General features: G+C 57.9%; 19 protein-coding genes. 10 read left to right on the top strand and 9 right to left on the bottom strand.

The window, feature by feature from the left end:
• Nucleotides 1-21: 21 nt before the first annotated feature.
• Nucleotides 22-591, top strand: coding sequence for a gamma-glutamylcyclotransferase family protein (locus AC2FJF_RS13675; protein WP_496725887.1), 570 nt, complete (start codon nucleotides 22-24; stop codon nucleotides 589-591).
• Nucleotides 592-642: 51 nt separating this feature from the next.
• Here AC2FJF_RS13675 and gltX read toward each other — a convergent pair whose 3' ends face one another.
• Complete coding sequence (gltX, locus tag AC2FJF_RS13670) at nucleotides 643-1,968, bottom strand: glutamate--tRNA ligase (protein WP_496725886.1); 1,326 nt, start codon at nucleotides 1,966-1,968, stop codon at nucleotides 643-645.
• Between the two features lie 60 nt (nucleotides 1,969-2,028).
• Nucleotides 2,029-2,463 (bottom strand): DUF1801 domain-containing protein, encoded by a 435-nt coding sequence (locus tag AC2FJF_RS13665; RefSeq protein WP_496725885.1) that lies wholly within the window; start codon nucleotides 2,461-2,463, stop codon nucleotides 2,029-2,031.
• A gap of 116 nt (nucleotides 2,464-2,579) precedes the next feature.
• Between AC2FJF_RS13665 and AC2FJF_RS13660 the strand changes: the two genes are divergently transcribed.
• A complete protein-coding gene (locus AC2FJF_RS13660) occupies nucleotides 2,580-3,512 on the top strand; it encodes an MBL fold metallo-hydrolase (RefSeq protein ID WP_496725884.1) in 933 nt (310 codons plus the stop codon).
• A 4-nt stretch (nucleotides 3,513-3,516) separates the two neighbouring features.
• On the opposite strand, the gene AC2FJF_RS13655 is transcribed toward AC2FJF_RS13660, so the two are convergent.
• From AC2FJF_RS13655 to AC2FJF_RS13645, 3 genes are all read right to left on the bottom strand, one after another.
• On the bottom strand, nucleotides 3,517-4,845 hold the full coding sequence (locus AC2FJF_RS13655; RefSeq protein ID WP_496725883.1) for an NAD(P)/FAD-dependent oxidoreductase: 1,329 nt from the start codon (nucleotides 4,843-4,845) through the stop codon (nucleotides 3,517-3,519).
• Between the two features lie 154 nt (nucleotides 4,846-4,999).
• The gene (locus AC2FJF_RS13650) at nucleotides 5,000-5,284 is read right to left on the bottom strand and encodes a hypothetical protein (protein ID WP_496725882.1); all 285 of its coding nucleotides are present in this window, start codon (nucleotides 5,282-5,284) and stop codon (nucleotides 5,000-5,002) included.
• A gap of 285 nt (nucleotides 5,285-5,569) precedes the next feature.
• Nucleotides 5,570-7,228: an NAD+ synthase gene (locus AC2FJF_RS13645; RefSeq protein ID WP_496725881.1), complete on the bottom strand. Its 1,659-nt coding sequence runs from the start codon at nucleotides 7,226-7,228 to the stop codon at nucleotides 5,570-5,572.
• Nucleotides 7,229-7,375: 147 nt separating this feature from the next.
• On the opposite strand from AC2FJF_RS13645, the gene AC2FJF_RS13640 reads away from it, so the two are divergent.
• The gene (locus tag AC2FJF_RS13640) at nucleotides 7,376-8,833 is read left to right on the top strand and encodes a 2-isopropylmalate synthase (protein WP_496725880.1); all 1,458 of its coding nucleotides are present in this window, start codon (nucleotides 7,376-7,378) and stop codon (nucleotides 8,831-8,833) included.
• A gap of 5 nt (nucleotides 8,834-8,838) precedes the next feature.
• Here the strand turns inward: AC2FJF_RS13640 and AC2FJF_RS13635 are convergent, their stop codons facing one another.
• Nucleotides 8,839-9,504 carry an SDR family NAD(P)-dependent oxidoreductase gene (locus AC2FJF_RS13635; RefSeq protein ID WP_496725879.1) on the bottom strand — a complete coding sequence of 222 codons (666 nt, stop codon included), beginning with the start codon at nucleotides 9,502-9,504 and terminating at the stop codon, nucleotides 8,839-8,841.
• 287 nt (nucleotides 9,505-9,791) lie between these two features.
• Between AC2FJF_RS13635 and AC2FJF_RS13630 the strand changes: the two genes are divergently transcribed.
• A complete protein-coding gene (locus AC2FJF_RS13630) occupies nucleotides 9,792-11,366 on the top strand; it encodes a 2-isopropylmalate synthase (RefSeq protein ID WP_058273476.1) in 1,575 nt (524 codons plus the stop codon).
• Between the two features lie 55 nt (nucleotides 11,367-11,421).
• Here AC2FJF_RS13630 and AC2FJF_RS13625 read toward each other — a convergent pair whose 3' ends face one another.
• From AC2FJF_RS13625 to AC2FJF_RS13615, 3 genes are all read right to left on the bottom strand, one after another.
• Complete coding sequence (locus AC2FJF_RS13625) at nucleotides 11,422-11,919, bottom strand: DUF2141 domain-containing protein (RefSeq protein WP_496725878.1); 498 nt, start codon at nucleotides 11,917-11,919, stop codon at nucleotides 11,422-11,424.
• A gap of 18 nt (nucleotides 11,920-11,937) precedes the next feature.
• Entirely contained in the window at nucleotides 11,938-12,837 is a 900-nt protein-coding gene (locus tag AC2FJF_RS13620) for a sterol desaturase family protein (RefSeq protein WP_496725877.1), read from the bottom strand.
• Nucleotides 12,838-13,013: 176 nt separating this feature from the next.
• On the bottom strand, nucleotides 13,014-13,805 hold the full coding sequence (locus AC2FJF_RS13615) for a 23S rRNA (adenine(2030)-N(6))-methyltransferase RlmJ (RefSeq protein WP_496725876.1): 792 nt from the start codon (nucleotides 13,803-13,805) through the stop codon (nucleotides 13,014-13,016).
• Between the two features lie 155 nt (nucleotides 13,806-13,960).
• On the opposite strand from AC2FJF_RS13615, the gene AC2FJF_RS13610 reads away from it, so the two are divergent.
• The 6 genes from AC2FJF_RS13610 to AC2FJF_RS13585 are packed head-to-tail and all read left to right on the top strand — an operon-like array spanning nucleotide 13,961 to nucleotide 20,528.
• Nucleotides 13,961-15,007 carry a rod shape-determining protein gene (locus AC2FJF_RS13610; protein ID WP_039523195.1) on the top strand — a complete coding sequence of 349 codons (1,047 nt, stop codon included), beginning with the start codon at nucleotides 13,961-13,963 and terminating at the stop codon, nucleotides 15,005-15,007.
• A 59-nt stretch (nucleotides 15,008-15,066) separates the two neighbouring features.
• Nucleotides 15,067-15,969, top strand: coding sequence for a rod shape-determining protein MreC (mreC, locus tag AC2FJF_RS13605; RefSeq protein WP_108860807.1), 903 nt, complete (start codon nucleotides 15,067-15,069; stop codon nucleotides 15,967-15,969).
• Complete coding sequence (locus AC2FJF_RS13600) at nucleotides 15,962-16,498, top strand: rod shape-determining protein MreD (protein ID WP_496725875.1); 537 nt, start codon at nucleotides 15,962-15,964, stop codon at nucleotides 16,496-16,498. Before mreC ends, AC2FJF_RS13600 begins: the two co-directional genes overlap by 8 nt.
• Nucleotides 16,495-18,444 (top strand): penicillin-binding protein 2, encoded by a 1,950-nt coding sequence (gene mrdA / locus AC2FJF_RS13595; protein WP_496725874.1) that lies wholly within the window; start codon nucleotides 16,495-16,497, stop codon nucleotides 18,442-18,444. The genes AC2FJF_RS13600 and mrdA overlap by 4 nt, the downstream gene beginning before the upstream one ends.
• Nucleotides 18,441-19,580 carry a rod shape-determining protein RodA gene (gene rodA / locus AC2FJF_RS13590; RefSeq protein ID WP_058273483.1) on the top strand — a complete coding sequence of 380 codons (1,140 nt, stop codon included), beginning with the start codon at nucleotides 18,441-18,443 and terminating at the stop codon, nucleotides 19,578-19,580. The genes mrdA and rodA overlap by 4 nt, the downstream gene beginning before the upstream one ends.
• A gap of 15 nt (nucleotides 19,581-19,595) precedes the next feature.
• Entirely contained in the window at nucleotides 19,596-20,528 is a 933-nt protein-coding gene (locus AC2FJF_RS13585; protein ID WP_496725873.1) for a 2-hydroxyacid dehydrogenase, read from the top strand.
• Nucleotides 20,529-20,532 lie beyond the last annotated feature (4 nt).

Here is a 20,532-nt window from a genome sequence, read left to right as displayed (position 1 = left end):
CAGGAAAGGACACGCAGGCCCATGGCAGATCCCTATTTCTTTGGCTACGGCAGCCTTGTGAATCTGTCGACTCATGACTTTCCCGATCCGCATCCTGCCCGTCTCAAAGGCTGGCGGCGCGCTTGGCGGCATACTGACCTGCGACCGGTCGCCTTTCTGACTGCGGTACCAGACCGCGCGTCCGAGATCGAAGGCATGATTGCGCATGTGCCGAAAAATGATTGGATCGCGCTAGACGAACGGGAGTGGGCCTATAGCCGAATTCCCGCTACACAATCCGTCACGCACCCGATAAAGCACGAGGTCGAGATTGCCGTCTACGCTGTGTCTCCTGACCGGCACAGCGCTCCAAGCAATCACCACCCATTGCTACTGAGTTACATTGATGTGGTCGTGCAGGGATACCTGCGCGCATTTGGTGAAGAGGGTGCAGATCGTTTCTTTGCCACCACAGATGGATGGGATGCACCAATCCTGAACGACCGGGCCGAGCCCCGATACCCGCGCCATCAGCAATTGAAATCGGTTGAGACAAAATTCGTGGATGACCGTCTCAGCCGTCTTTCAGCCCGAATTGTGCAGAACGCATAGAAAAAGGCGGGATCGAATGATCCCGCCTCTCTTCATTCTATTACAAAACGCTCAGGCTTTTGCGCGAATAACCTGCAGTAGCGGCAGCAGCGTGGCCATCTCAGGCCCACGCTCCATGCCGGTCAGCGCTTTTCGCAATGGCATGAACAGGCCTTTGCCCTTACGCCCGGTCGCCTCTTTTACTGTGCTGGTCCATTTGCCCCAGGTTTCGCCATCGAACGAACCTTCGGGCAGCAGCGCCATAGCCTCGGCGATAAACTCACGGTCCTCATCCGCGATCAGCGGCTCAGCCCCATCGCGACACAGTTCCCACCAGCCCTTGAGATCAGCCAAAGTGGTGATGTTCTCGCGTGCCATCGCCCAGAAGGGTTCGGCCAGATCGGCTGGAACACCAGCATCAGCCACGGCCTCGGCCACGTCGGCCAAAGGCAGGGACTGCAGATGCTTTGCCGTCAGCGGGAACAGGTCCTGCACATCGAACTTGGTCGACGCGGCCCCAAAACTGTTCACATCGAAACCTTCAATCAATTCCGCCATTTCAGAGCGCAGCTCAACCGGGTCGGAGGAGCCCAGACGCGCCATCAGGCTCAGCAACGCCATCGGCTGCACGCCCTGTTCACGCAGATCACGCAGAGCAAGCGTGCCAAGTCGCTTCGACAGGGCCTCTCCTTGCGGACCGGTCAACAGCGAATGGTGCGCAAAACGCGGGCAGGTGCCGCCTAGCGCCTCGATGATCTGAATCTGGGTCGCGGTGTTGGTCACATGGTCCGAGCCACGCACCACATCGGTGACGCCCATTTCGGTGTCATCCACCACAGACGCAATCGTGTAGAGAACCTGACCGTCGCCACGGATCAGAACCGGATCGGACACCGATGCCGCATCGATCGAGATGTCGCCCAGAATGCCGTCATTCCACTCGATCCGCTCGTGATCCAGCTTGAAGCGCCAGACGCCGCTGCCGCGCTCGGCCCGCAGCGCTTCTTTCTCAGCATCGCTGAGGTTCAGCGCCGCGCGGTCATAGACCGGCGGCTTGCCCATGTTCAGTTGCTTCTTACGCTTGAGGTCCAGCTCGGTGGGCGTCTCGAATGCCTCATAGAACCGGCCCATCTCGCGCAACTTGTCTGCGGCTTCGGCATAACGGTCCAGACGATCCGACTGACGCTCAACCCGGTCCCAGTGCAGGCCCAGCCACTCCATATCCTGCTTGATCGCATCGACATATTCTTCCTTCGACCGCTCAGGATCGGTGTCATCGATGCGCAGGATGAACGTACCGCCGACCTTGCGTGCGATCAGATAGTTCATCAGGGCGGTGCGCAGGTTGCCCACGTGGATGTAACCGGTGGGCGACGGGGCAAAACGGGTGGTTGTCATAGGTGTCTCCTGTTGGCGCGGCTCATGTCACAGGATTGGTCGATTGTCCAGCAAAGGCGTTCAGGTCGGTTGGACCGGCCAGTGCTGATTCAAGTCCTTTAGCCCGGCGCAGATCAGTTCAGACAGAACATTCGTGTTAATATCCGCCAGCTTGTTCACATAGAGACAGGACTTGCCCAGCTTGTGTTTACCCAGTCTGGATAGAATATCCCCGAAATCCGCGTAGCCGGGCATGATGTAGATCGACAGAGCCGTTTTGCGCGGGGAAAACCCGGTTGCCAGAAACTCTCCTTCGCGCCCGGACTTGTAGCGATAATGGTAACGACCATAGCCCACAATCGACGCCCCCCACATAACGGGTTCAAACCCGGTCGCGTGCCGAAAGAGGGCATCCAACGCCCGGGCATCATCTGCCTTCTTCGCCGGTTGAACAGCCGCCAAAAAGCCCTCGACGCTTTGCCCTGTGGGGGCAGTTTTATTCCCAGATCGCGCCATAAACAAAAATTAACACGTAATGTTCATCCACGCAGCCCATTTGAAAAGGGTATACACTGGCAAGAGACTCGCGCCGATCTAATTCACCTATTGGTGTTCTGACAGGGAGAACCAACATGACCATCAAATTGACACGCCGCGCAGCACTGGGATCAGCGGCAGCTTTACCTTTTGCCGCAGCCGCCGCACCGGTTCTGGCAGCCGGAGCCGAGACCAAGGCAAATTCTACCATCGCCAAATCGTTCACTTTGGGCGATTTCACCGTCACGACGTTGCTGGACGGCAGCCTGCCCCGTGACGGAGCGCAAGAGATATTTGGCGGCGGGGCATCTGATGAAGACTTTGCAAAGGTCTCAGCAGACAATTTCATCTCACCAGATGTCGCGCAATTCTTCTTTACCCCGACTTTGGTCAATACCGGGTCAGAGTTGGTCTTGTTCGACACAGGGCTGGGCCAAGGTGGTATTCAAGCGGCACTGGCTGATGCGGGTGTTACCCCGGATCAAATCAATGTCGTCGTCATCACCCATATGCATCCCGACCATATCGGCGGCATGACAACAAATGACGCGCCGACATTCCCGAACGCGCGCTATGTTACATCCTCTCCGGAATATGACTTCTGGGCGGCGCAGGACGCAGGCAATCGTGTCGGGGATCTGGTCGCTGCCAAGGTCACGCCATTGGCCGAGAAGATGACCTTTGTTGAAAATGGCGGCGAAGTCTCGTCGGGCATCACTGCTGTTGCAGCTTATGGCCATACGCCTGGTCATACGGTCTATCATCTGGAAAGCAATGGGCAGCGTCTGGTTCTGACGGCCGATCTGGCCAACCACTACGTCTGGTCCTTTGCCCACCCCGAGTGGGAGGTTCGCTTTGACATGGATAAGGCCGCAGCCACGGCGTCGCGCCGCGACGTGCTGGGCATGCTGGCCGCCGACAAAGTTCCGATGATCGGCTATCACATGCCATTTCCGGCGGCTGGCTTCGTTGAACCCCGTGGCGATGGGTTCCGCTTTGTGCCGGTCAGCTATCAGATGATGGGATAGTACCCTAGTATCCCGGGTCCGGCCGCACCTTTGAACCATCCGTAAATCGGGACAGGCGAAAGGCGGCCGGATCAACGCATGGCGTGGTTTCACAAACCAGATCAGCCATTAAACGCCCCGCTCCGGGGCCGATCCCAAATCCATGACCTGAAAACCCCGTGGCGATGAACATCCCTGGCATGGTATCGACTGAGGATATTACCGGAATGGCGTCCGGGGTGACGTCGATCAAACCTGCCCAGCTTTGAATGATCTCTGCCTGCTCCAATACCGGGAACCCTTTACGCGCGCGTGCCCATGTCTGCCTGAGGACCTTGGCAGAGGGCTCAGGGTCTAGCACCCGGCAATGTTCGAATGGCGTGACGTCGGTGTGCAACCATGATCGGTCCTCGCCCGCCTCTGCCGCCCAGCGCTTGGAAAGCCTGAACCGCAGGGATCGCCACTCCTGCCGGAACGCCGGAACAAACTGCATTGCAAGCCGAAAACTGTCCGGGACAATATCCACGGTGTTCTCGTGCCCGGACGCAATTGTATAGCCGCCATCGGCCCTTTTTCGCATCGCAAAGTCATCTGACCATATTGCCGTTTCCGGCCCATCCACCGGGGATGTGCGTAAGACCGTGTTGAGAACCTTAAGCTGTGGCAGGTCAATCCCCGCATTTCCCGCAAAAAGGCGCGACCACGCACCCCCGGCCAGAACCACTCGCGCACAGGCCACCCGACCACGCTCAGTAAACACACCCGAGACATGACCGTTCTCAACATCCACGCTGCGCACAGCGCAGTTGGTCATCAGGCACGCCCCTTTGTCACGTGCGCCTTCAGCGATCGCAGGGGCGGCCCATTGCGGCTCGGCTCGTCCATCCCTTGGCATGTGCAGGGCAACTTTCAGGCCCGATTGATTGTCGGGCAGTAAGCCATCCAGTTCAGCACCCGAAACCATCTGAGCGCCAGTTTGCAAACCTTCAACATGGCGCATCCAGCGTCCAAGATTTGCATGATCCCGTTTCCCCGATGCGCCAAAAAGGATGCCGGAACACGTAAAACCGGTTTGGCGTCCGGTGCGTTGATCCAGGCCCTGCCAGATCTGCTGCGCCTCTAACATGAGCGGGATTTCCCGGGGGTCTCGCAGCCCCAATCGCACCCATCCCCAGTTTCGCGAACTTTGTTCGCCCGCGATATGGCCTTTTTCGCACAGCAAAACCGACGCGCCCCGCTCTGATAGCTCTAGAGCCGTTGATGCGCCGATGATTCCGCCGCCTATGACCACAACGTCAACAGACTTGGGCAGATGCAGATCGGGTTCTACAGGAGTTGGTTTTGGACCGGGCATCCGCCGCTCTTACTTCATTGCTCGGACCGCAATGAATGCGCGGTATCAGACAATAGGCAACATGTCGCCTGACGCGCCGATCACAATTTTCAGAAGCTGTGGTTATAGTGCCAGAATGATCTCTGGCACTGTTCAGTTCAGCGGGCTCGGGCCGTCAAGCAGCGCCGCAGAGTTCCGCCCATTTCTGACGCAATGTGGCTGTAAGCCCAGCATCGTTGTCGGCAGAGTCTTCGGACATGCTTTCTTGTGAAAGCAGTTCAGGAAGAATCGAAAAAGCCACTGATTGCCCTGGTGCCGTTTTCTGCTCTGGCGGCGTCTCAGCCCCCAAGAGGTCGGCAATGGCAGAATCGACCTGATCTTCGTCTATTTCATGACCCTCAGATTCCATCGAACGCCAAGGAAGCGGCGAGTGGAGTGGTCTATCGTATTGCTCACGCATTTTCACACCAAATCGTTAACACAGACACGCAATTCACGATGCGTAACAAACAAACCTCGATCATAAACATCGAGACACTTAAGAATGCGCCGCATCTGCCCCACATGAGGCGGCAATTAAGCTAAAATGTGTCAGAAAAATGTCCTGATTTCAAGCGTGTTAAACGGCCTAAGCCGAATCTAGATATGCACTGTCCCCACCACAGGGACAATGAATAAAAGCGTGCCCTCAAGCACCCTTTTTGGGAAACGATCGGAGACTTAAGAAAATACGCGTGGTTTCAGCTCAAGACCGGTCACGCCAACGATTCACAATCGGGTATCTGCGGTCCAGCCAGAAGGCTCGCTTGGTCAAGCGCGTACCTGGTGCGGCCTGAAACCGCTTGTATTCGCTGATATAGATCAGATGCTCTACCCGGCGGGCGACATCTGCTTCGAATCCTGCTGCTTCGCAATCAGCGATCGAGCCATCGCGGTCGACCAGGATTTCCAGGATCGCGTCCAGTTCCGGGTAGTCCGGCAGGCTGTCACTGTCTTTCTGGTCTTCGCGCAGCTCAGCACTGGGGGGTTTATCAATGACCGACGGTCGGATCACCTCACCTTCGGGGCCCATCATCCAGTCACGGTGATTGGCATTGCGCCAGCGGCATGTTTCGAACACGCGCGTTTTATACAGATCCTTGATCGGGTTATAGCCGCCATTCATGTCGCCATAGATGGTCGCGTAACCAACAGCCACCTCGGACTTGTTGCCCGTGGTCAGCAGCATTTCGCCAAACTTGTTCGAGATCGCCATCAGCAGCAAACCGCGCAGGCGGGATTGGACGTTTTCCTCGGTCAAATCCGCCTCGCGGCCCGCAAACAACGAGGCCAGAGTGTCTGTCACCGCCGCCCGACTGTCCGAGATCGGAACATAGTCGTAATGCACGCCCAGCGCCTTGGCGACGGCTTCGGCGTCATCCAGCGAGGCCTGGCTGGTGTATTCCGACGGCAGCATCACGCACCGGACGTTTTCCGCACCGATTGCATCAACAGCAATTGCCGCGACCAACGCCGAGTCTACTCCACCCGATAGCCCCAACAACGCCTTTTTGAACCCGGTCTTGCCCATGTAATCGCGCAAAGACTGGACCATGGCACGATAGTCCTGCTCCCATTCGTCCGGCTGCGGCACAACTTCAGCAGGCACAATACGCCAGCCCTCATCACCGTGTTCCAGATCGACATGTGTTACGGCCTCATCAAAGACCGGCATTCGAAAGGCCAGTTCTCCGCCCGGGTTAAGGCCGAAAGTCGCGCCATCAAAAACCTGATCGTCCTGACCGCCCACCATGTTCAGGTAGATCAGCGGCAAGCCGGTCTCGACCACACGGGCGACCATATGGTTCAGGCGCACATCATATTTGTTGCGGAAGTAAGGTGAGCCATTGGGGATCAGCAGAAACTCGGCCCCGGTCTCTTCCAGTGTTTCCGAGACATCCGGGTGCCAACTGTCTTCGCAGATCGGGCTACCGATCCGCGAGTTACCAACCGAGTACGGCCCCCCCAACGGGCCCGCGTCGTAAAGGCGAACTTCGTCGAACACGGTTTCATTCGGCAGGTGATGTTTCAGCACCTTGCTGCCGATGCGACCGCCCTTGAGGATCAGGTAGGCATTAAAAAGCTTGCCGTCTTCCGTCCACGGACCACCAATTGCAATGGCAGGGCCATCGGCACATTGCGCAGCCAGCGACTGAACCGCCGCCATGGCCGCTTGATGGAACACCGGCTTCATCACCAAATCCTGCGTGTTGTAACCGGTAATGAACATTTCGGGGAAAGCCACAAGGTCGGCACCAGCTTCGCGCCCCTGCTCCCACGCCGCAAGCGCTTTGTCCAAATTGCCTTGGATGTCCCCAACAACGGGATTGAGTTGTGCCAGAGTAATGCGGAAACGGTTGGCCATGCTGCCCTCTTGCCCTCGTCAGTCCTAATGCCATTTAGCAGATCGCACCGCGAGTGAAAGTCAAATGCGGCAAAACACGTTGCTCTGTCCGCACGGGTATCTTAGTTTTGCTTTAAAACGTGACAACCGGGCAAGGCAGGAAAAACCATGAACGCTATCCGCATTTCTTTGGCCGCCACGGCGATGGCTTTGCTGGCCGCATCCGCCTTTGCGCAGGACGGGCAGGTCATCGTTGCGGATGATGATGTTGGCGGCGTGTACGAGGGCACATTCCTGAACGGCCTGCGCCACGGCGAAGGCACTTACCGCCTGCCAAACGGGTTCGAATATGTCGGCGAATGGGTCGAAGGCGAAATTCAGGGCAAAGGCATAGCGCGCTATGTCAACGGCTCGGTCTACGAGGGGATGTTCGCGAAGGGGCAACCCGAGGGGCAGGGCAAGATCATCTACCCCGACGGAGGCAGCTATGAGGGGGATTGGGCCGAAGGGTCGATCAACGGAACCGGAGTTGCAATATACACCAACGGCGTCCGATACGAAGGCAGCTTCAGCGACGCCCGCTATCACGGCAAAGGCGTTCTGACCGACCCCAGCGGTTACGTCTACGATGGCGACTGGAAGGATGGCGTCAAGCACGGCGAGGGCAAGATCACCTCGACGCAAGGCAGCGTCTATGAAGGGCAAATCAACAACGGATTGCGCGATGGCCAGGGTACTCTGACCGTTCCGGATGGCATGACATATACCGGTGATTGGTCTCAGGACCGCATGACCGGCAAGGGCCGCTTGTTGCAGGCCAATGGCGACCTTTACGAGGGCGATCTGGTTGATGGCCGCCGTCAGGGCAATGGCAAGGCCACCTATGCCAACGGTGCGACTTATGAGGGCGAATATGCCGATGACCGCCGCCACGGAAAAGGACGCTTTCTTGGGACCGACGGGTTTGATTACACCGGCGAATGGGTGGACGGCCAGATCGAAGGACTGGGTGAGGTCACCTATCCTGATGGCGCGACCTATACCGGTGATTTCAGCGCAGATCTGCCGCATGGCAAAGGCGTTCAGACTTATCCGGATGGCACCGTCTATGACGGCGAATGGACGGCTGGCATCTTTGAGGGCAACGGCAAGGCCACGTATCCCAACGGTGTTGTTTACCAGGGACAGTTCAAGAATGGCCTGAGCCATGGCACGGGCGTTCTGACATTCGCAAACGGGTATCGCTACGAAGGCGACTGGGTAGATGGCGCGCGTCAGGGCAAAGGCAAGGCGACATTTCCGGACGGAACGTCCTATGAAGGCGATTTCCAAGACGGTCAGCGTCACGGCGAGGGAACTATAAAAACCCCACGCGGTTTCAGCTATACCGGCGGCTGGGCCGAAGGCAAAATCAGTGGCCAGGGTGTGGCAACCTATGCCACCGGCGACGTGTACGAAGGCACCTTTCTGGATAACAAACGCCACGGCAATGGCACGATGCGTTATGCCAACGGCCTGGAAGAAACCGGCGTTTGGGAAAACGGCGTCCTACCCAGTGAGAACGTAAGCGCGCCCGACGCGACGGATACCGAAACCGAGCCTGATACATCCGCCTCTGACGGGTAATCAATCTACCAGGGCACTGGCTTTCCCGCCCAGTCAAAAAAACCACCCGTATCAGCCGCATTTAACGCGGCTGATACGGATAGCAGGTTCCGGGCGGCCTCATCAGGCGTAACCGCAGGGTGCCGCCCAACATATTTCCGGGTGAATGCTGTCGTGACCGTACCGGGGTGCAAGGCGACACAGATCGCCTGTTTATGGCTCCGGGCAAGCTCGATCGCGGATGTGCGGACAATCTGGTTCAGCGCCGCCTTGGACGTCCGATAACTGATCCATCCACCAAGTCGGTTGTCACCAATCGACCCCACTCGCGCAGACAACACGGCGAAGACGGCGCGCCGGTCGCGCGGCAGCAAGCGCGCGGCATGCGCAAGAACTAACGCAGGTCCGACCGCATTCAGCGCGAACTGATCCATCATCGCCGGAGCGGATAGCAGTCTGATGGTTTTCTCGGGGGTGGCACCATTAACCTCAAGAGCGCCAGCCGCGACCAGGATCAGGTCGAACGGACCGGAAACGCCCGCCAGCGTCCGATCTACGATCTCGGGGTCGGTCAAATCAAATCCGTCCTGTGACCGGGACAATGTGGTGACGTCGACCGACTGTTGCCGAAGCCGGTTGGCAATTGCACCTCCGATCCCACCCGAGGCGCCGATGATAAGTGCTGTTTCCATGCGGGTTGAACTAGCCGTCGGCAATGCGTGATCAACACATGTGGGAAAAAAGAAATCTCTTCATATGCCGGAGGAAAATTCGTTCTTTTCATTCCCGCCGCGCGATGTATAACCTCAACCCCATGATCAACCGCGCAGATATCCTGATTGCCGACACCGCCCTTCGCGGTGCGTCTCTGCGTGGCCTACTGATCCTAATCCGCCTCTGAGCGTGCCATCCGGCGCGCCCGCTCAGAGGAGGACGCCCGCGCGCCATAGGCTTTAGGACAGACAAGAAAGAGATTCCCATGACCAATGTGACCGACCAAGACCGTGTCTTGATCTTTGACACAACCCTGCGCGACGGCGAGCAAAGCCCCGGCGCAACCATGACCCATTCGGAAAAGCTGGAGATTGCCGAGCTGTTGGACGACATGGGCGTCGATATCATCGAGGCCGGGTTCCCCATCGCCTCCGAAGGTGATTTCAAGGCCGTGTCCGAAATTGCCGAACGGTCAAAGAACAGCCGCATCTGCGGTCTGGCCCGCGCCAATTTCGCCGATATCGACCGGTGTTGGGAAGCTGTGAAACATGCAGGTAAAAGCCGCATCCACACCTTCATCGGCACCTCGCCGCTGCACCGTGCCATCCCGAACCTGACACAGGACGAGATGGCCGACAAAATCCACGAAACCGTGAGCCATGCGCGCAATCTGTGCGAAAACGTGCAGTGGTCGCCTATGGATGCGACGCGGACCGAATGGGATTATCTGTGCCGCGTGATCGAGATTGCGATCAAAGCCGGTGCGACGACGATCAATATCCCAGACACGGTCGGCTACACGGCACCGATGGAGTCTGCCGATCTGATCAAACGTCTGATCGAAACGGTTCCGGGCGCGGATGAAGTGGTCTTCGCGACCCACTGCCACAACGACCTTGGCCTGGCGACCGCAAACTCGCTGGCTGCTGTTGCGGGTGGTGCGCGTCAGATTGAATGTACCATCAACGGCCTTGGCGAACGCGCCGGTAACACCGCGCTGGAAGAGGTGGTGATGGCCCTGCGCACCCGCAATGACATCATGCCTTGGAATACGGGCATCGACACGACCAAGATCATGCATATCTCGCGCCGGGTCGCGACGGTGTCGGGCTTCAACGTGCAGTTCAACAAGGCCATCGTCGGAAAGAACGCGTTCGCGCATGAAAGCGGTATCCATCAGGACGGCATGCTGAAGAACCGCGAAAACTTTGAGATCATGCGCCCTGAAGACATCGGTCTGTCCGGCACGTCTTTGCCGCTGGGCAAGCACTCGGGCCGTGCGGCGCTGCGTGATAAGCTGAACACGCTGGGTTATGAGGTTGGTGACAACCAGCTCAAGGACATTTTCGTTCGGTTCAAGGAACTGGCCGACCGTAAGAAAGAAGTGTTCGACGACGATCTGATCGCGTTGATGACGCTGGATGATGACGACGGCAACGATCACCTGCAACTGGTTTCAATGAAGGTTACCTGCGGAACCGTCGGCAAAGCCGAAGCCACTATCGAAATGGAAGTGGGCGGCAAGGAAATCATCGCCACCGAACAAGGCGACGGCCCGGTCGACGCTGCCTTCCGCGCCATTCGCGTTGTGCATCCGAATACGGCGCACCTGCAGCTTTATCAGGTGCACGCCGTGACTGAAGGTACGGACGCGCAGGCCACGGTATCGGTGCGTCTGGAAGAGGACGGCATGATCGCAACCGGCCAATCCGCCAACACCGATACGGTTGTGGCATCGGCCAAGGCGTATATCCACGCGCTGAACCGCCTGATCGTGCGCCGTCAAAAGGCGGGTCCGGGCGCAGATACCCGGGAAATCAGCTACAAAGATCTTACTTGAACAAAAAAGGGGCGGTCGATTGTCGACCGCCCCTTCTCAAATATCTCCAGCCGCTTTACGGCCAATAGAACAAGGTCAGATCTGCTGGCTTCTCTGTCCCGATCAACGAGTAGTCATACACCGGCGTGTCGTTGAGATCGTTCAGCCCCGATACTGCATACCCTTCGGTTGGTATGTAGTTCGCGTCATAGTTCAGATCATAATCCCCGTTTTCGTCGTGAAACGCGATAACAGCAAAATACCCGCTGTCGAGGTCGTGAAAGTCGAAGCGGAGCGGGTCCTCGGACGCTGGTGCCTCAAGATAACCAGCAGCTTTGGTGTAATCCATGTTGTCGAAGGCTGTCGCCTGATCAAAGGCCATGACAATCACGTTGCCCTTGGTGCTGCGCGCACCATGAAGATTGACGGTCAGACCTTTGTCTTGCGAAGTCCCTGTGGTGGAAGCCGCTGCTTGGTCAATATCTGTGGTGAACCCCGAGGCGACCCAGGCGCCTCCGACAAACAGACCTGCCGTAACGATGGCCGCCACGATGCGTTGTGTGTTGCTTGGCATCTTTTGCGCTCCTACGCCCTACTTAGCGGGTTTACTCTGTTTGCGACCGTTCTTTGGCTGCCAGCCCGGAGGTCCGAAGAAAACACCCAGCTTGTTGCCGAACCCCGGCATGTTCCGGACATCCTTGAACAGGCGGGCAAAGCCGTGAAGGAAGGCGACGAAGGGATTGATCGAGTCGATCGGTTTGACGAGGCCATAGACCACCTCTTCCTTTTCGTCCTCGAACGTTCCGAACATGCGGTCCCAGATGATCAGAATCCCAGCATAGTTCTTGTCCAGGTATTTCGGGTTTGATCCATGGTGAACGCGGTGATGCGACGGCGTGTTGAAGATGTATTCAATCGGGCGCCACAGCTTTTTGATAACTTCGGTATGCAGGGCCGTCTGATACAGCTGCACCAGCAGTTCCGCGACCAGCACCATGAATGGGTTGAACCCCAAAAGCACAAGCGGCAAGTGGAAAAACAACGGCCAGAAGCCATCCAGCGGACCATGGCGATAAGCCACTGATATATTGAAGAAGGGAGAGCTATGGTGAACCGAATGCGTTGCCCAGAGGAAGTTGATCCGGTGCAGAATCCGATGCTCCCAGTAATAGGCCAGGTCTGCAAGGATCAGCACGATGATGAACGAAGCCCATGTTGTCGGAATATCGAACACGGCAAATTGCGAAGCCCAGACATAGGCACCGATATAGAAACCAGCCAACAGAACAAAGCTGATACCGATGAAGAAAACGAGCGTAATGAAATTGGTGACGGTGTCACCCATCATCTTCCAGTTCAGCTTTTTAACGACTGCGTATCGGATCAATTCGAAGGCCAGAAAGGCCATGGCGAAGACGAAGAACCAGTCGTTGATCAAGGTTTCCCAGTAACTCAGGTGAAAGTCACTGATATGGCGGCTTAGGAAGTCCATCGAAGCAATCCGATTCCCGTTTGTTGTCATGTATGACAGCTTATTTACGAGATCACCGCCGGAAATCAAGGGCCCGGCTTTGAAAAAACGGTTTTTCCTGCAAATCCATTGCTGTCACAGCAGATTTTTCACCTGCGTGGCATACTTTAGGAAAACCCCATGTGATCACTGATTGCTCATCCGCGCAGTTTGCCGAACAGGCCGTCCAACGATTTGGCGCACTCGTTCAGACCATAGGGCGCGTTCACAACAAACATTCCCGATCCAACCATTCCGTGCCCTTCACGCGCAGCCGGAAAGTGGACCTCGTGGTGCAGAACCTTGGGGAAATCCCGTTTCGCCAAAGCGTTGCGCATGGCCTGATGCCGTCCATTGGCCAATATCGGATACCACAGCGCGATCACACCCACGTTCCATTTCCGATTCAGCGAAGCGATGATGCCGGGCAGCCTGTCATAATCGGATTTGACCTCATAACTTGGATCAATCAGCAAAACGCCACGGCGCGGCGTTGGCGGCAGCAGGGACTGGGCCAGTTCAAAGCCATCCTGCTGATAGGTCCGGGTACCGGTCGTGATCATGGCGTCAGACAGCGCGCGGTATTCCTGCGGATGCAATTCAGCAAGGTGCATCTTGTCCTGCGGGCGCAAAAGATTCGCCGCGATCAGCGGCGACCCCGGATACGCCGTTTTGCCATGCCGATCATGCACAGCGGCGATGGCCCTGCTCAGGGGATGATCGGCGTCAAACCAGCCTTCGGTCAACGCACGTTCAATTCCCGCAGCTGCTTCACCGGTCTGAACGGCCTGATCCGAGTCCAACTGGTACAACCCCCGCCCCGAATGGGTTTCGATGTAGCTTAGCGGTTTGTCCTTTTGGGTCAGATAGGCCAGCGTTTCTGCCAAAATTGCGTGCTTATGGACGTCCGCAAGGTTACCTGCGTGGTAAATATGTTGATATGAGAGCATGATGCCTTCTAAAGTCCCTGCAATTAAGGCGGAAAGGTGCTGATTGTCGCGGAATCAGCCCTTTTACCGGGCGAGTTGGCACCCTATAAGTCATCCGTCCCGGAACCGTCGAGTCGCGGGCAGTAGAAAACTGACATACAGGATCAGGAAAAAATATGGGGATCTTTGGCAATCTGGGCGGCCTGTTCACAGCGGACATGGCTATCGACCTTGGTACAGCGAACACGCTGGTTTACGTCAAGGGTCGCGGTGTTATCCTGTCTGAACCCTCCGTGGTGGCGTATCACGTCAAGGACGGCGTAAAAAAGGTTCTGGCTGTTGGCGAAGACGCCAAGCTGATGCTGGGCCGGACCCCTGGATCGATCGAAGCCATCCGCCCAATGCGCGAAGGCGTGATTGCCGACTTTGATACGGCAGAGGAAATGATCAAGCACTTCATCCGCAAAGTGCACAAGCGTTCAACTTTCTCGAAGCCCAAGATCATCGTCTGCGTTCCCCATGGCGCGACCCCTGTTGAAAAACGCGCGATCCGTCAGTCGGTTCTGTCCGCAGGCGCCCGCCGCGCCGGTCTGATTGCCGAACCTATTGCAGCCGCGATTGGTGCAGGCATGCCCATCACCGACCCGACCGGCAACATGGTTGTCGATATCGGCGGTGGTACCACCGAGGTTGCTGTTCTGTCGTTAGGTGACATCGTATATGCCCGCTCGGTCCGCGTCGGTGGTGACCGTATGGATGAGGCGATCATCTCGTACTTGCGCCGCCAGCAGAACTTGCTTGTCGGTGAATCCACGGCCGAGCGGATCAAGACCACCATCGGCACTGCGCGCATGCCCGACGACGGCCGCGGCCAGTCGATGCACATTCGCGGACGCGACTTGCTGAATGGTGTGCCCAAGGAAATTGAAATCAGCCAGGCCCAAGTGGCCGAGGCGCTGTCCGAACCCGTCCAGCAGATTTGCGAGGCGGTAATGACCGCACTGGAAACCACTCCGCCTGATCTGGCGGCTGATATCGTGGACCGGGGCGTGATGCTGACCGGCGGCGGTGCACTGTTGGGCGATCTGGACCTTGCCCTGCGCGAACAGACCGGCTTGGCCGTGTCGATAGCCGACGAAAGCCTTAATTGTGTGGCTTTGGGCACCGGCAAGGCGCTGGAATACGAAAAACAACTGCGCCACGCGATTGACTACGAAAGCTAAGGCGCGCACCCTTTACTACATTGGGTAAATTCGGCACGAGCAGCACGGGAAGGAGTCCTGTGGCAAAAGACCGATCACAGCGCGATGAATACACAACCCCCTTGCGCCGCCTGTTGCTGGGGATTGTTGTGTTGTGTCTGCTAGGCATCTTTCTGATCTGGCGGATCGACAGCCCGCGCGTGGAACGGTTTCGTGCACAGGTCGTGGACAGTGTTGTGCCGTCGATGGAATGGGCCATGGTTCCTGTCACCGCCGCCGTCAATCTGGTGCGCGATTTCCAAAGTTACCAACGGCTGAGTGATCAGAACCAGGAATTGCGCAGCGAATTGCGCATCATGCGCGCCTGGAAAGAGGCCGCGTTGCAGCTGGAGCAGGAAAATGCCCGGCTTCTGGACCTGAACAACGTGCGTCTTGATCCGCGCCTGACCTATATCACCGGGGTGGTCATGGCCGATAGCGGCTCGCCCTTCCGCCAGTCGGTCCTGCTGAACGTGGGTGAAAGGGATGGGATCAGGGACGGCTGGGCCACCATGGACGGGATTGGCGTCGTCGGGCGTATCTCGGGCGTTGGCCCCGACACCGCGCGTGTCATCCTGATGACAGATGCATCCAGTGCAATTCCTGCCACAATTCAACCGTCTGGCCAAACCGCTCTGATCACCGGCGACAACACGCAATCCCCGTCGGTGGAGTTTCTGGAAAACCGCGAACTGGTACGTCCCGGCGACCGCGTTGTAACCTCGGGTGATGGCGGCGTGTTCCCCGGAGGGTTGCTGATCGGGCAGATCACTGAAGACCCAGGCGGGCGTTTGCGGGTGCGCCTCTCCGCAGATTTTGAACGACTGGAATTCCTTCGCGTTCTGCGCTTCCACTTGGCCCCGGTGATCTCGGATCCTGGCGGCATCGTGGGCCCACGGCAACCCGAGGCTGCCCTGACCCCACCGGAGGTCGGCGATGGATAGGCAAACCTCGCATCTTTGGCTCAAACGCTGTTTGTACGTGTTTCTGGCGTTACTGATTATGTTCCTGCATCTTCTGCCTCTGGATACAAAGCCGGACCGGTGGCCGTTTCCGGACATGCTTATTGCGTTAACGTTCGCCTGGGTTCTTCGCCGACCGGAATACGTTCCCATTTTTCTGGTTGCTGCGGTGATGCTGATGGCCGATTTGCTGCTGCAACGACCTCCCGGCCTGCTGGCAGCACTTGTGGTTTTAGGATCGTCGTATCTGCGCTCGGCCGCGCCCGGAATGCGCGACGCCGGGTTTATGGCTGAATGGACAACGGCCGCTGTGGTGATCGCGGGAATTTTCATCTTGAACCGTGTCATTCTTGCTATTCTATCGGTACAGCAAGCGGCGTTGGGTCCTGTGGTGATACAAGTGGTTCTGACAATTGCGGTTTATCCTCTGGTCGTTCTTCTCAGCCAGAATGTGCTTGGCGTTCGGCGCGTATCAGTGTCGGACCCCGGCACAAGAGGGGCCCGGGCATGAAACAACGCAATCCCAAAGCGCAAGGATTGGCCTATAAACGCCTGCCGCGCCGCGCGTTGATCCTGGGCGGGTTGCAGACTGCGTTTATCGGCGGCCTGGCAGCGCGAATGCGCTTTATGCAAGTGGATCAGGCTGACGAGTACCGTCTGCTGGCCGAAGAAAACCGGATCAACATTCGCCTGATCCCGCCAACGCGCGGGCGCATCTATGACCGCAACGGCCAGATCATCGGACAAAACACGCAGTCGTATCGTATTGTTATGGTCCGCGAAGATGCGGGCGACGTCGACAAAGTCATCGCCAAACTTTCAGAGCTTATCCCGCTGACTCAGGAAGAGATTAATCGCGCCAAGACCGAGATGCGCCGTTCTGCCCCGTTCCTGCCAGTCACACTGGCCGATCAGGTCACGTGGGAGGATATCTCCAAGGTCGCTGTCAATGCGCCCGCCCTGCCCGGCGTTACGCCTGAGGTGGGCATGGCCCGTCAGTATCCCCGCTACGAGGATTTCGCTCATGTCGTTGGTTACGTCGGGCCGGTCAGTGACTATGATCTCAGCCTGATCGAAGATCCCGAACCGGTGCTGCGTATCCCCCGGTTCCAGATCGGCAAGGTCGGTCTGGAGTCCAAACAGGAAATCAGCCTGCGCGGAAAAGCTGGCGCAAAACGTGTCGAGGTCAACGCTACAGGCCGCATCATGCGCGAGCTTGACCGGCAAGAAGGCGAGGCAGGGGCCGATCTGCAATTGTCCGTTGATGCGGACCTGCAGCAATACGCCCAAGCGCGCCTGGCCGGTGAAAGCGCGGCTGCAGTCGTCATCGACTGCGAAACCGGGGATATCCGGGCCATCAGTTCTGCCCCCAGTTTCGACCCGAACCTATTCGTGCGCGGGATATCGGTCGCGGACTACCGGGCATTGACTGAAGATAACTACCGCCCGCTGGCAAACAAGACGGTACAGGGCACCTATCCGCCCGGCTCAACCTTCAAGATGATCACCGCACTTGCCGCGCTTGAGGCCGGAGTTGTTGGTCCCGGCAACACCGTCTATTGCCCCGGGCACCTGAAGGTCGGCAGTCGCCGCTTCCATTGCTGGAAGCGTGGCGGGCATGGGACTGTGGATCTCAATCTGTCGCTTAAGCGCAGCTGTGATGTCTACTACTACGATGTGGCGGTGCGCACCGGCATCGACAATATCTCGGACATGGCGCGTAAGTTCGGGCTGGGCGTAAAACATGACATCCCGATGTCAGCTGTCGCTGCCGGTTTGGCCCCCAATCAGGAATGGAAAGAGCGGGTCCACGGTGAAGGTTGGCTGGTGGGCGACACCGCAAATGCCTCGATCGGGCAAGGGTTCATGCTGGCCTCTCCCCTGCAGCTTGCGGTCATGACGGCAAGGATCGCTACAGGCCGGGCCGTGAAGCCACGTTTGGTGCGCTCCGTCAATGGCGTCGAGGAACCGTCAGGAGCAGGTGAGCCGCTGGACGTCAACCCGTACAACCTGAATCAGGTGCGCAAAGCGATGTTCTCGGTCTCAAACGATAGGGCTGGCACCGCCTATCGCAGCCGCATCATCAATGATGAATTCCGCATGGCCGGTAAGACAGGGACCAGCCAGGTGCGCAACATCACCAAGGCCGAACGCGCGGCTGGCGTAATCCGCAACGAAGACCTGCCGTGGGAACGGCGCGACCACGCGCTGTTCGTCAGCTATGCGCCGTACGACAATCCGAAATACGCCGTGGCAGTGGTGGTGGAACACGGCGGTGGCGGATCCAAGGCAGCGGCCCCGGTCGCGCGGGATATCATGCTGCAGGCTCTGTACAACGGCACGCCACCGCTCGAGGCTTATCCGGTTGCAGATCGTGACCGCATCAAGGAACAACAAAAACGGCTTGAGGGCGACCGCCGCCCCAAAGCGCGACCTGATGAAAAGGACCGCGCATGAGCTATCTTGAGTACGCCGTCAAATCCACGCCAACGGGGTTTCGCAAGTTCCTCTACATGAACTGGCCGCTGACTTTGTTGCTGATCAGCGTCGCCAGCGCCGGATTCCTGATGCTGTATTCGGTCGCGGGCGGGTCCTGGATGCCCTGGGCCGAACCCCAGATTGAGCGGTTCGGACTGGGATTGACCGTTATGTTCATCATCGCGTTGGTACCGATCTGGTTCTGGCGCAACATGTCCGTCTTGGCCTATCTCGGCTCGATCGTTCTGCTAATTTTTGTGGAACTCTTCGGCACCATCGGCATGGGTGCGCAGCGTTGGATCGACCTTGGCTTCATGAGACTCCAGCCTTCCGAAGTCATGAAGATTGCGTTGGTCATGGTTCTGGCTGCCTACTACGATTGGTTGCCGTCTCATAAGACATCGCGACCGCTCTGGGTGCTTATACCGGTCATCCTGATCCTGATCCCTACGGCTATGGTCCTAAAACAACCCGATCTGGGCACCTCGATCCTGTTGTTGGCGGCGGGCGGGGGACTGATGTTCCTGGCTGGTGTGCACTGGGCTTATTTCGCCGCCGTTATCGCGGCGGTGGTCGGCCTAATTGCCACCGTGTTCAACAGCCGGGGCACCGAGTGGCAGTTGCTCAAGGATTACCAGTTCCGCCGAATAGATACCTTCCTTGATCCCTCCACCGATCCGCTGGGTGCAGGCTATCACATTACCCAGTCGAAAATCGCGCTGGGGTCAGGCGGCTGGAACGGGCGCGGGTTCATGCAAGGGACACAGTCGCGCCTGAACTTCCTGCCCGAAAAGCACACGGACTTCATCTTTACCACGCTGGCCGAGGAATTCGGGTTTGTCGGAGGCATCACTTTGCTGACCCTTTACGCCCTGATTATTATCTTTTGCATGGTCACGGCCTTGGCGACAAAGGACCGGTTCTCATCCCTGGTCACCTTGGGCGTTGCGCTCAACTTCTTCCTGTTCTTTGCGGTCAATATGTCCATGGTCATGGGCCTTGCGCCGGTTGTGGGCGTGCCCCTGCCGATGGTCAGCTACGGCGGGTCCGCCATGCTGGTTCTGATGGCTGCCTTCGGCATTGTTCAAAGCGCGCATATTCACCGCCCCCGCTGAATTGAAAGGCCCCCCATGCCCGTAAACGTCCTGTTTTCCGCGCGCCCAGAACAATGGCCCGTGTATGAACCTCTACTTACAAAAGGGCTGTCGCAGGCCAATCTAGACTTCCGTCTGGCAACTGAGTTTGAGCCTGATCAGGTCGACTACGTCGTTTATGCACCAACAAGCGGGCTGCTGGATTTTTCACCCTACACACGATTGAAGGCGGTTCTGAGCCTTTGGGCCGGTGTTGAAAAAATCGCGGGCAACGAAACGCTGACTGTGCCGTTGGCCAGGATGGTTGACCACGGGCTAAAGCACGGCATGACGGAATGGGTCGTCGGTCAGGTGCTGCGCTATCATCTGGGCATGGACCGCTACATCACGGTGCAGGACGGCGTGTGGACGCCCGACGCCCCGCCGCTTGCCAAGGAGCGGAATGTGTGTGTGCTGGGCCTTGGTGCATTAGGAGAAGCCGCCGCAACGGCGCTGGCCGCGCTGAATTTCAAAGTCTCGGGTTGGAGCAGAACCGCAAAGGACATCCCCGGCGTGACCTGTCTGCACGGCACTGACGGCCTGCGCACCGCCTTATCTAGTGCCGAGATCGTGGTTCTATTGTTGCCCGATACCCCGGCGACAGTGAATGCACTGAATGCGGACACTCTGGCCTTGCTGCCCAAGGGCGCGCGGATCATCAACCCCGGGCGCGGACCATTGATCGACGACGATGCACTGCTGGCCGTGCTGGATTCGGGGCACGTTAGCCACGCCACGCTAGACGTGTTTCGCGTGGAACCCCTGCCGCCAGAGCACCCCTACTGGGCGCAACCCAACGTGACTGTCACGCCGCATATCGCGTCGGAAACCCGCCCCGCGACTGCAGCTCAGGTGATCTGTGAAAACATTATCCGAGGCGAGGAAGGAAAACCCTTCCTGCACCTCGTTGACCGCCATCTGGGCTACTGATCCG

Source organism: Ruegeria sp. CDSB013, assembly GCF_059611165.1.
The sequence above is the reverse complement of the archived record's forward strand: the minus strand, read 5'-3'. Positions and strand labels throughout refer to the sequence as shown.

What these genes read in the sequence shown, in the direction of transcription:
- AC2FJF_RS13675 (WP_496725887.1), top strand. Translation starts at nt 22, where the DNA reads ATGGCAGATCCCTATTTCTTTGGCTACGGCAGCCTTGTGAATCTGTCG.
- gltX (WP_496725886.1), bottom strand. Translation starts at nt 1,968, where the DNA reads ATGACAACCACCCGTTTTGCCCCGTCGCCCACCGGTTACATCCACGTG.
- AC2FJF_RS13665 (WP_496725885.1), bottom strand. Translation starts at nt 2,463, where the DNA reads ATGGCGCGATCTGGGAATAAAACTGCCCCCACAGGGCAAAGCGTCGAG.
- AC2FJF_RS13660 (WP_496725884.1), top strand. Translation starts at nt 2,580, where the DNA reads ATGACCATCAAATTGACACGCCGCGCAGCACTGGGATCAGCGGCAGCT.
- AC2FJF_RS13655 (WP_496725883.1), bottom strand. Translation starts at nt 4,845, where the DNA reads ATGCCCGGTCCAAAACCAACTCCTGTAGAACCCGATCTGCATCTGCCC.
- AC2FJF_RS13650 (WP_496725882.1), bottom strand. Translation starts at nt 5,284, where the DNA reads ATGCGTGAGCAATACGATAGACCACTCCACTCGCCGCTTCCTTGGCGT.
- AC2FJF_RS13645 (WP_496725881.1), bottom strand. Translation starts at nt 7,228, where the DNA reads ATGGCCAACCGTTTCCGCATTACTCTGGCACAACTCAATCCCGTTGTT.
- AC2FJF_RS13640 (WP_496725880.1), top strand. Translation starts at nt 7,376, where the DNA reads ATGAACGCTATCCGCATTTCTTTGGCCGCCACGGCGATGGCTTTGCTG.
- AC2FJF_RS13635 (WP_496725879.1), bottom strand. Translation starts at nt 9,504, where the DNA reads ATGGAAACAGCACTTATCATCGGCGCCTCGGGTGGGATCGGAGGTGCA.
- AC2FJF_RS13630 (WP_058273476.1), top strand. Translation starts at nt 9,792, where the DNA reads ATGACCAATGTGACCGACCAAGACCGTGTCTTGATCTTTGACACAACC.
- AC2FJF_RS13625 (WP_496725878.1), bottom strand. Translation starts at nt 11,919, where the DNA reads ATGCCAAGCAACACACAACGCATCGTGGCGGCCATCGTTACGGCAGGT.
- AC2FJF_RS13620 (WP_496725877.1), bottom strand. Translation starts at nt 12,837, where the DNA reads ATGGACTTCCTAAGCCGCCATATCAGTGACTTTCACCTGAGTTACTGG.
- AC2FJF_RS13615 (WP_496725876.1), bottom strand. Translation starts at nt 13,805, where the DNA reads ATGCTCTCATATCAACATATTTACCACGCAGGTAACCTTGCGGACGTC.
- AC2FJF_RS13610 (WP_039523195.1), top strand. Translation starts at nt 13,961, where the DNA reads ATGGGGATCTTTGGCAATCTGGGCGGCCTGTTCACAGCGGACATGGCT.
- AC2FJF_RS13600 (WP_496725875.1), top strand. Translation starts at nt 15,962, where the DNA reads ATGGATAGGCAAACCTCGCATCTTTGGCTCAAACGCTGTTTGTACGTG.
- mrdA (WP_496725874.1), top strand. Translation starts at nt 16,495, where the DNA reads ATGAAACAACGCAATCCCAAAGCGCAAGGATTGGCCTATAAACGCCTG.
- rodA (WP_058273483.1), top strand. Translation starts at nt 18,441, where the DNA reads ATGAGCTATCTTGAGTACGCCGTCAAATCCACGCCAACGGGGTTTCGC.
- AC2FJF_RS13585 (WP_496725873.1), top strand. Translation starts at nt 19,596, where the DNA reads ATGCCCGTAAACGTCCTGTTTTCCGCGCGCCCAGAACAATGGCCCGTG.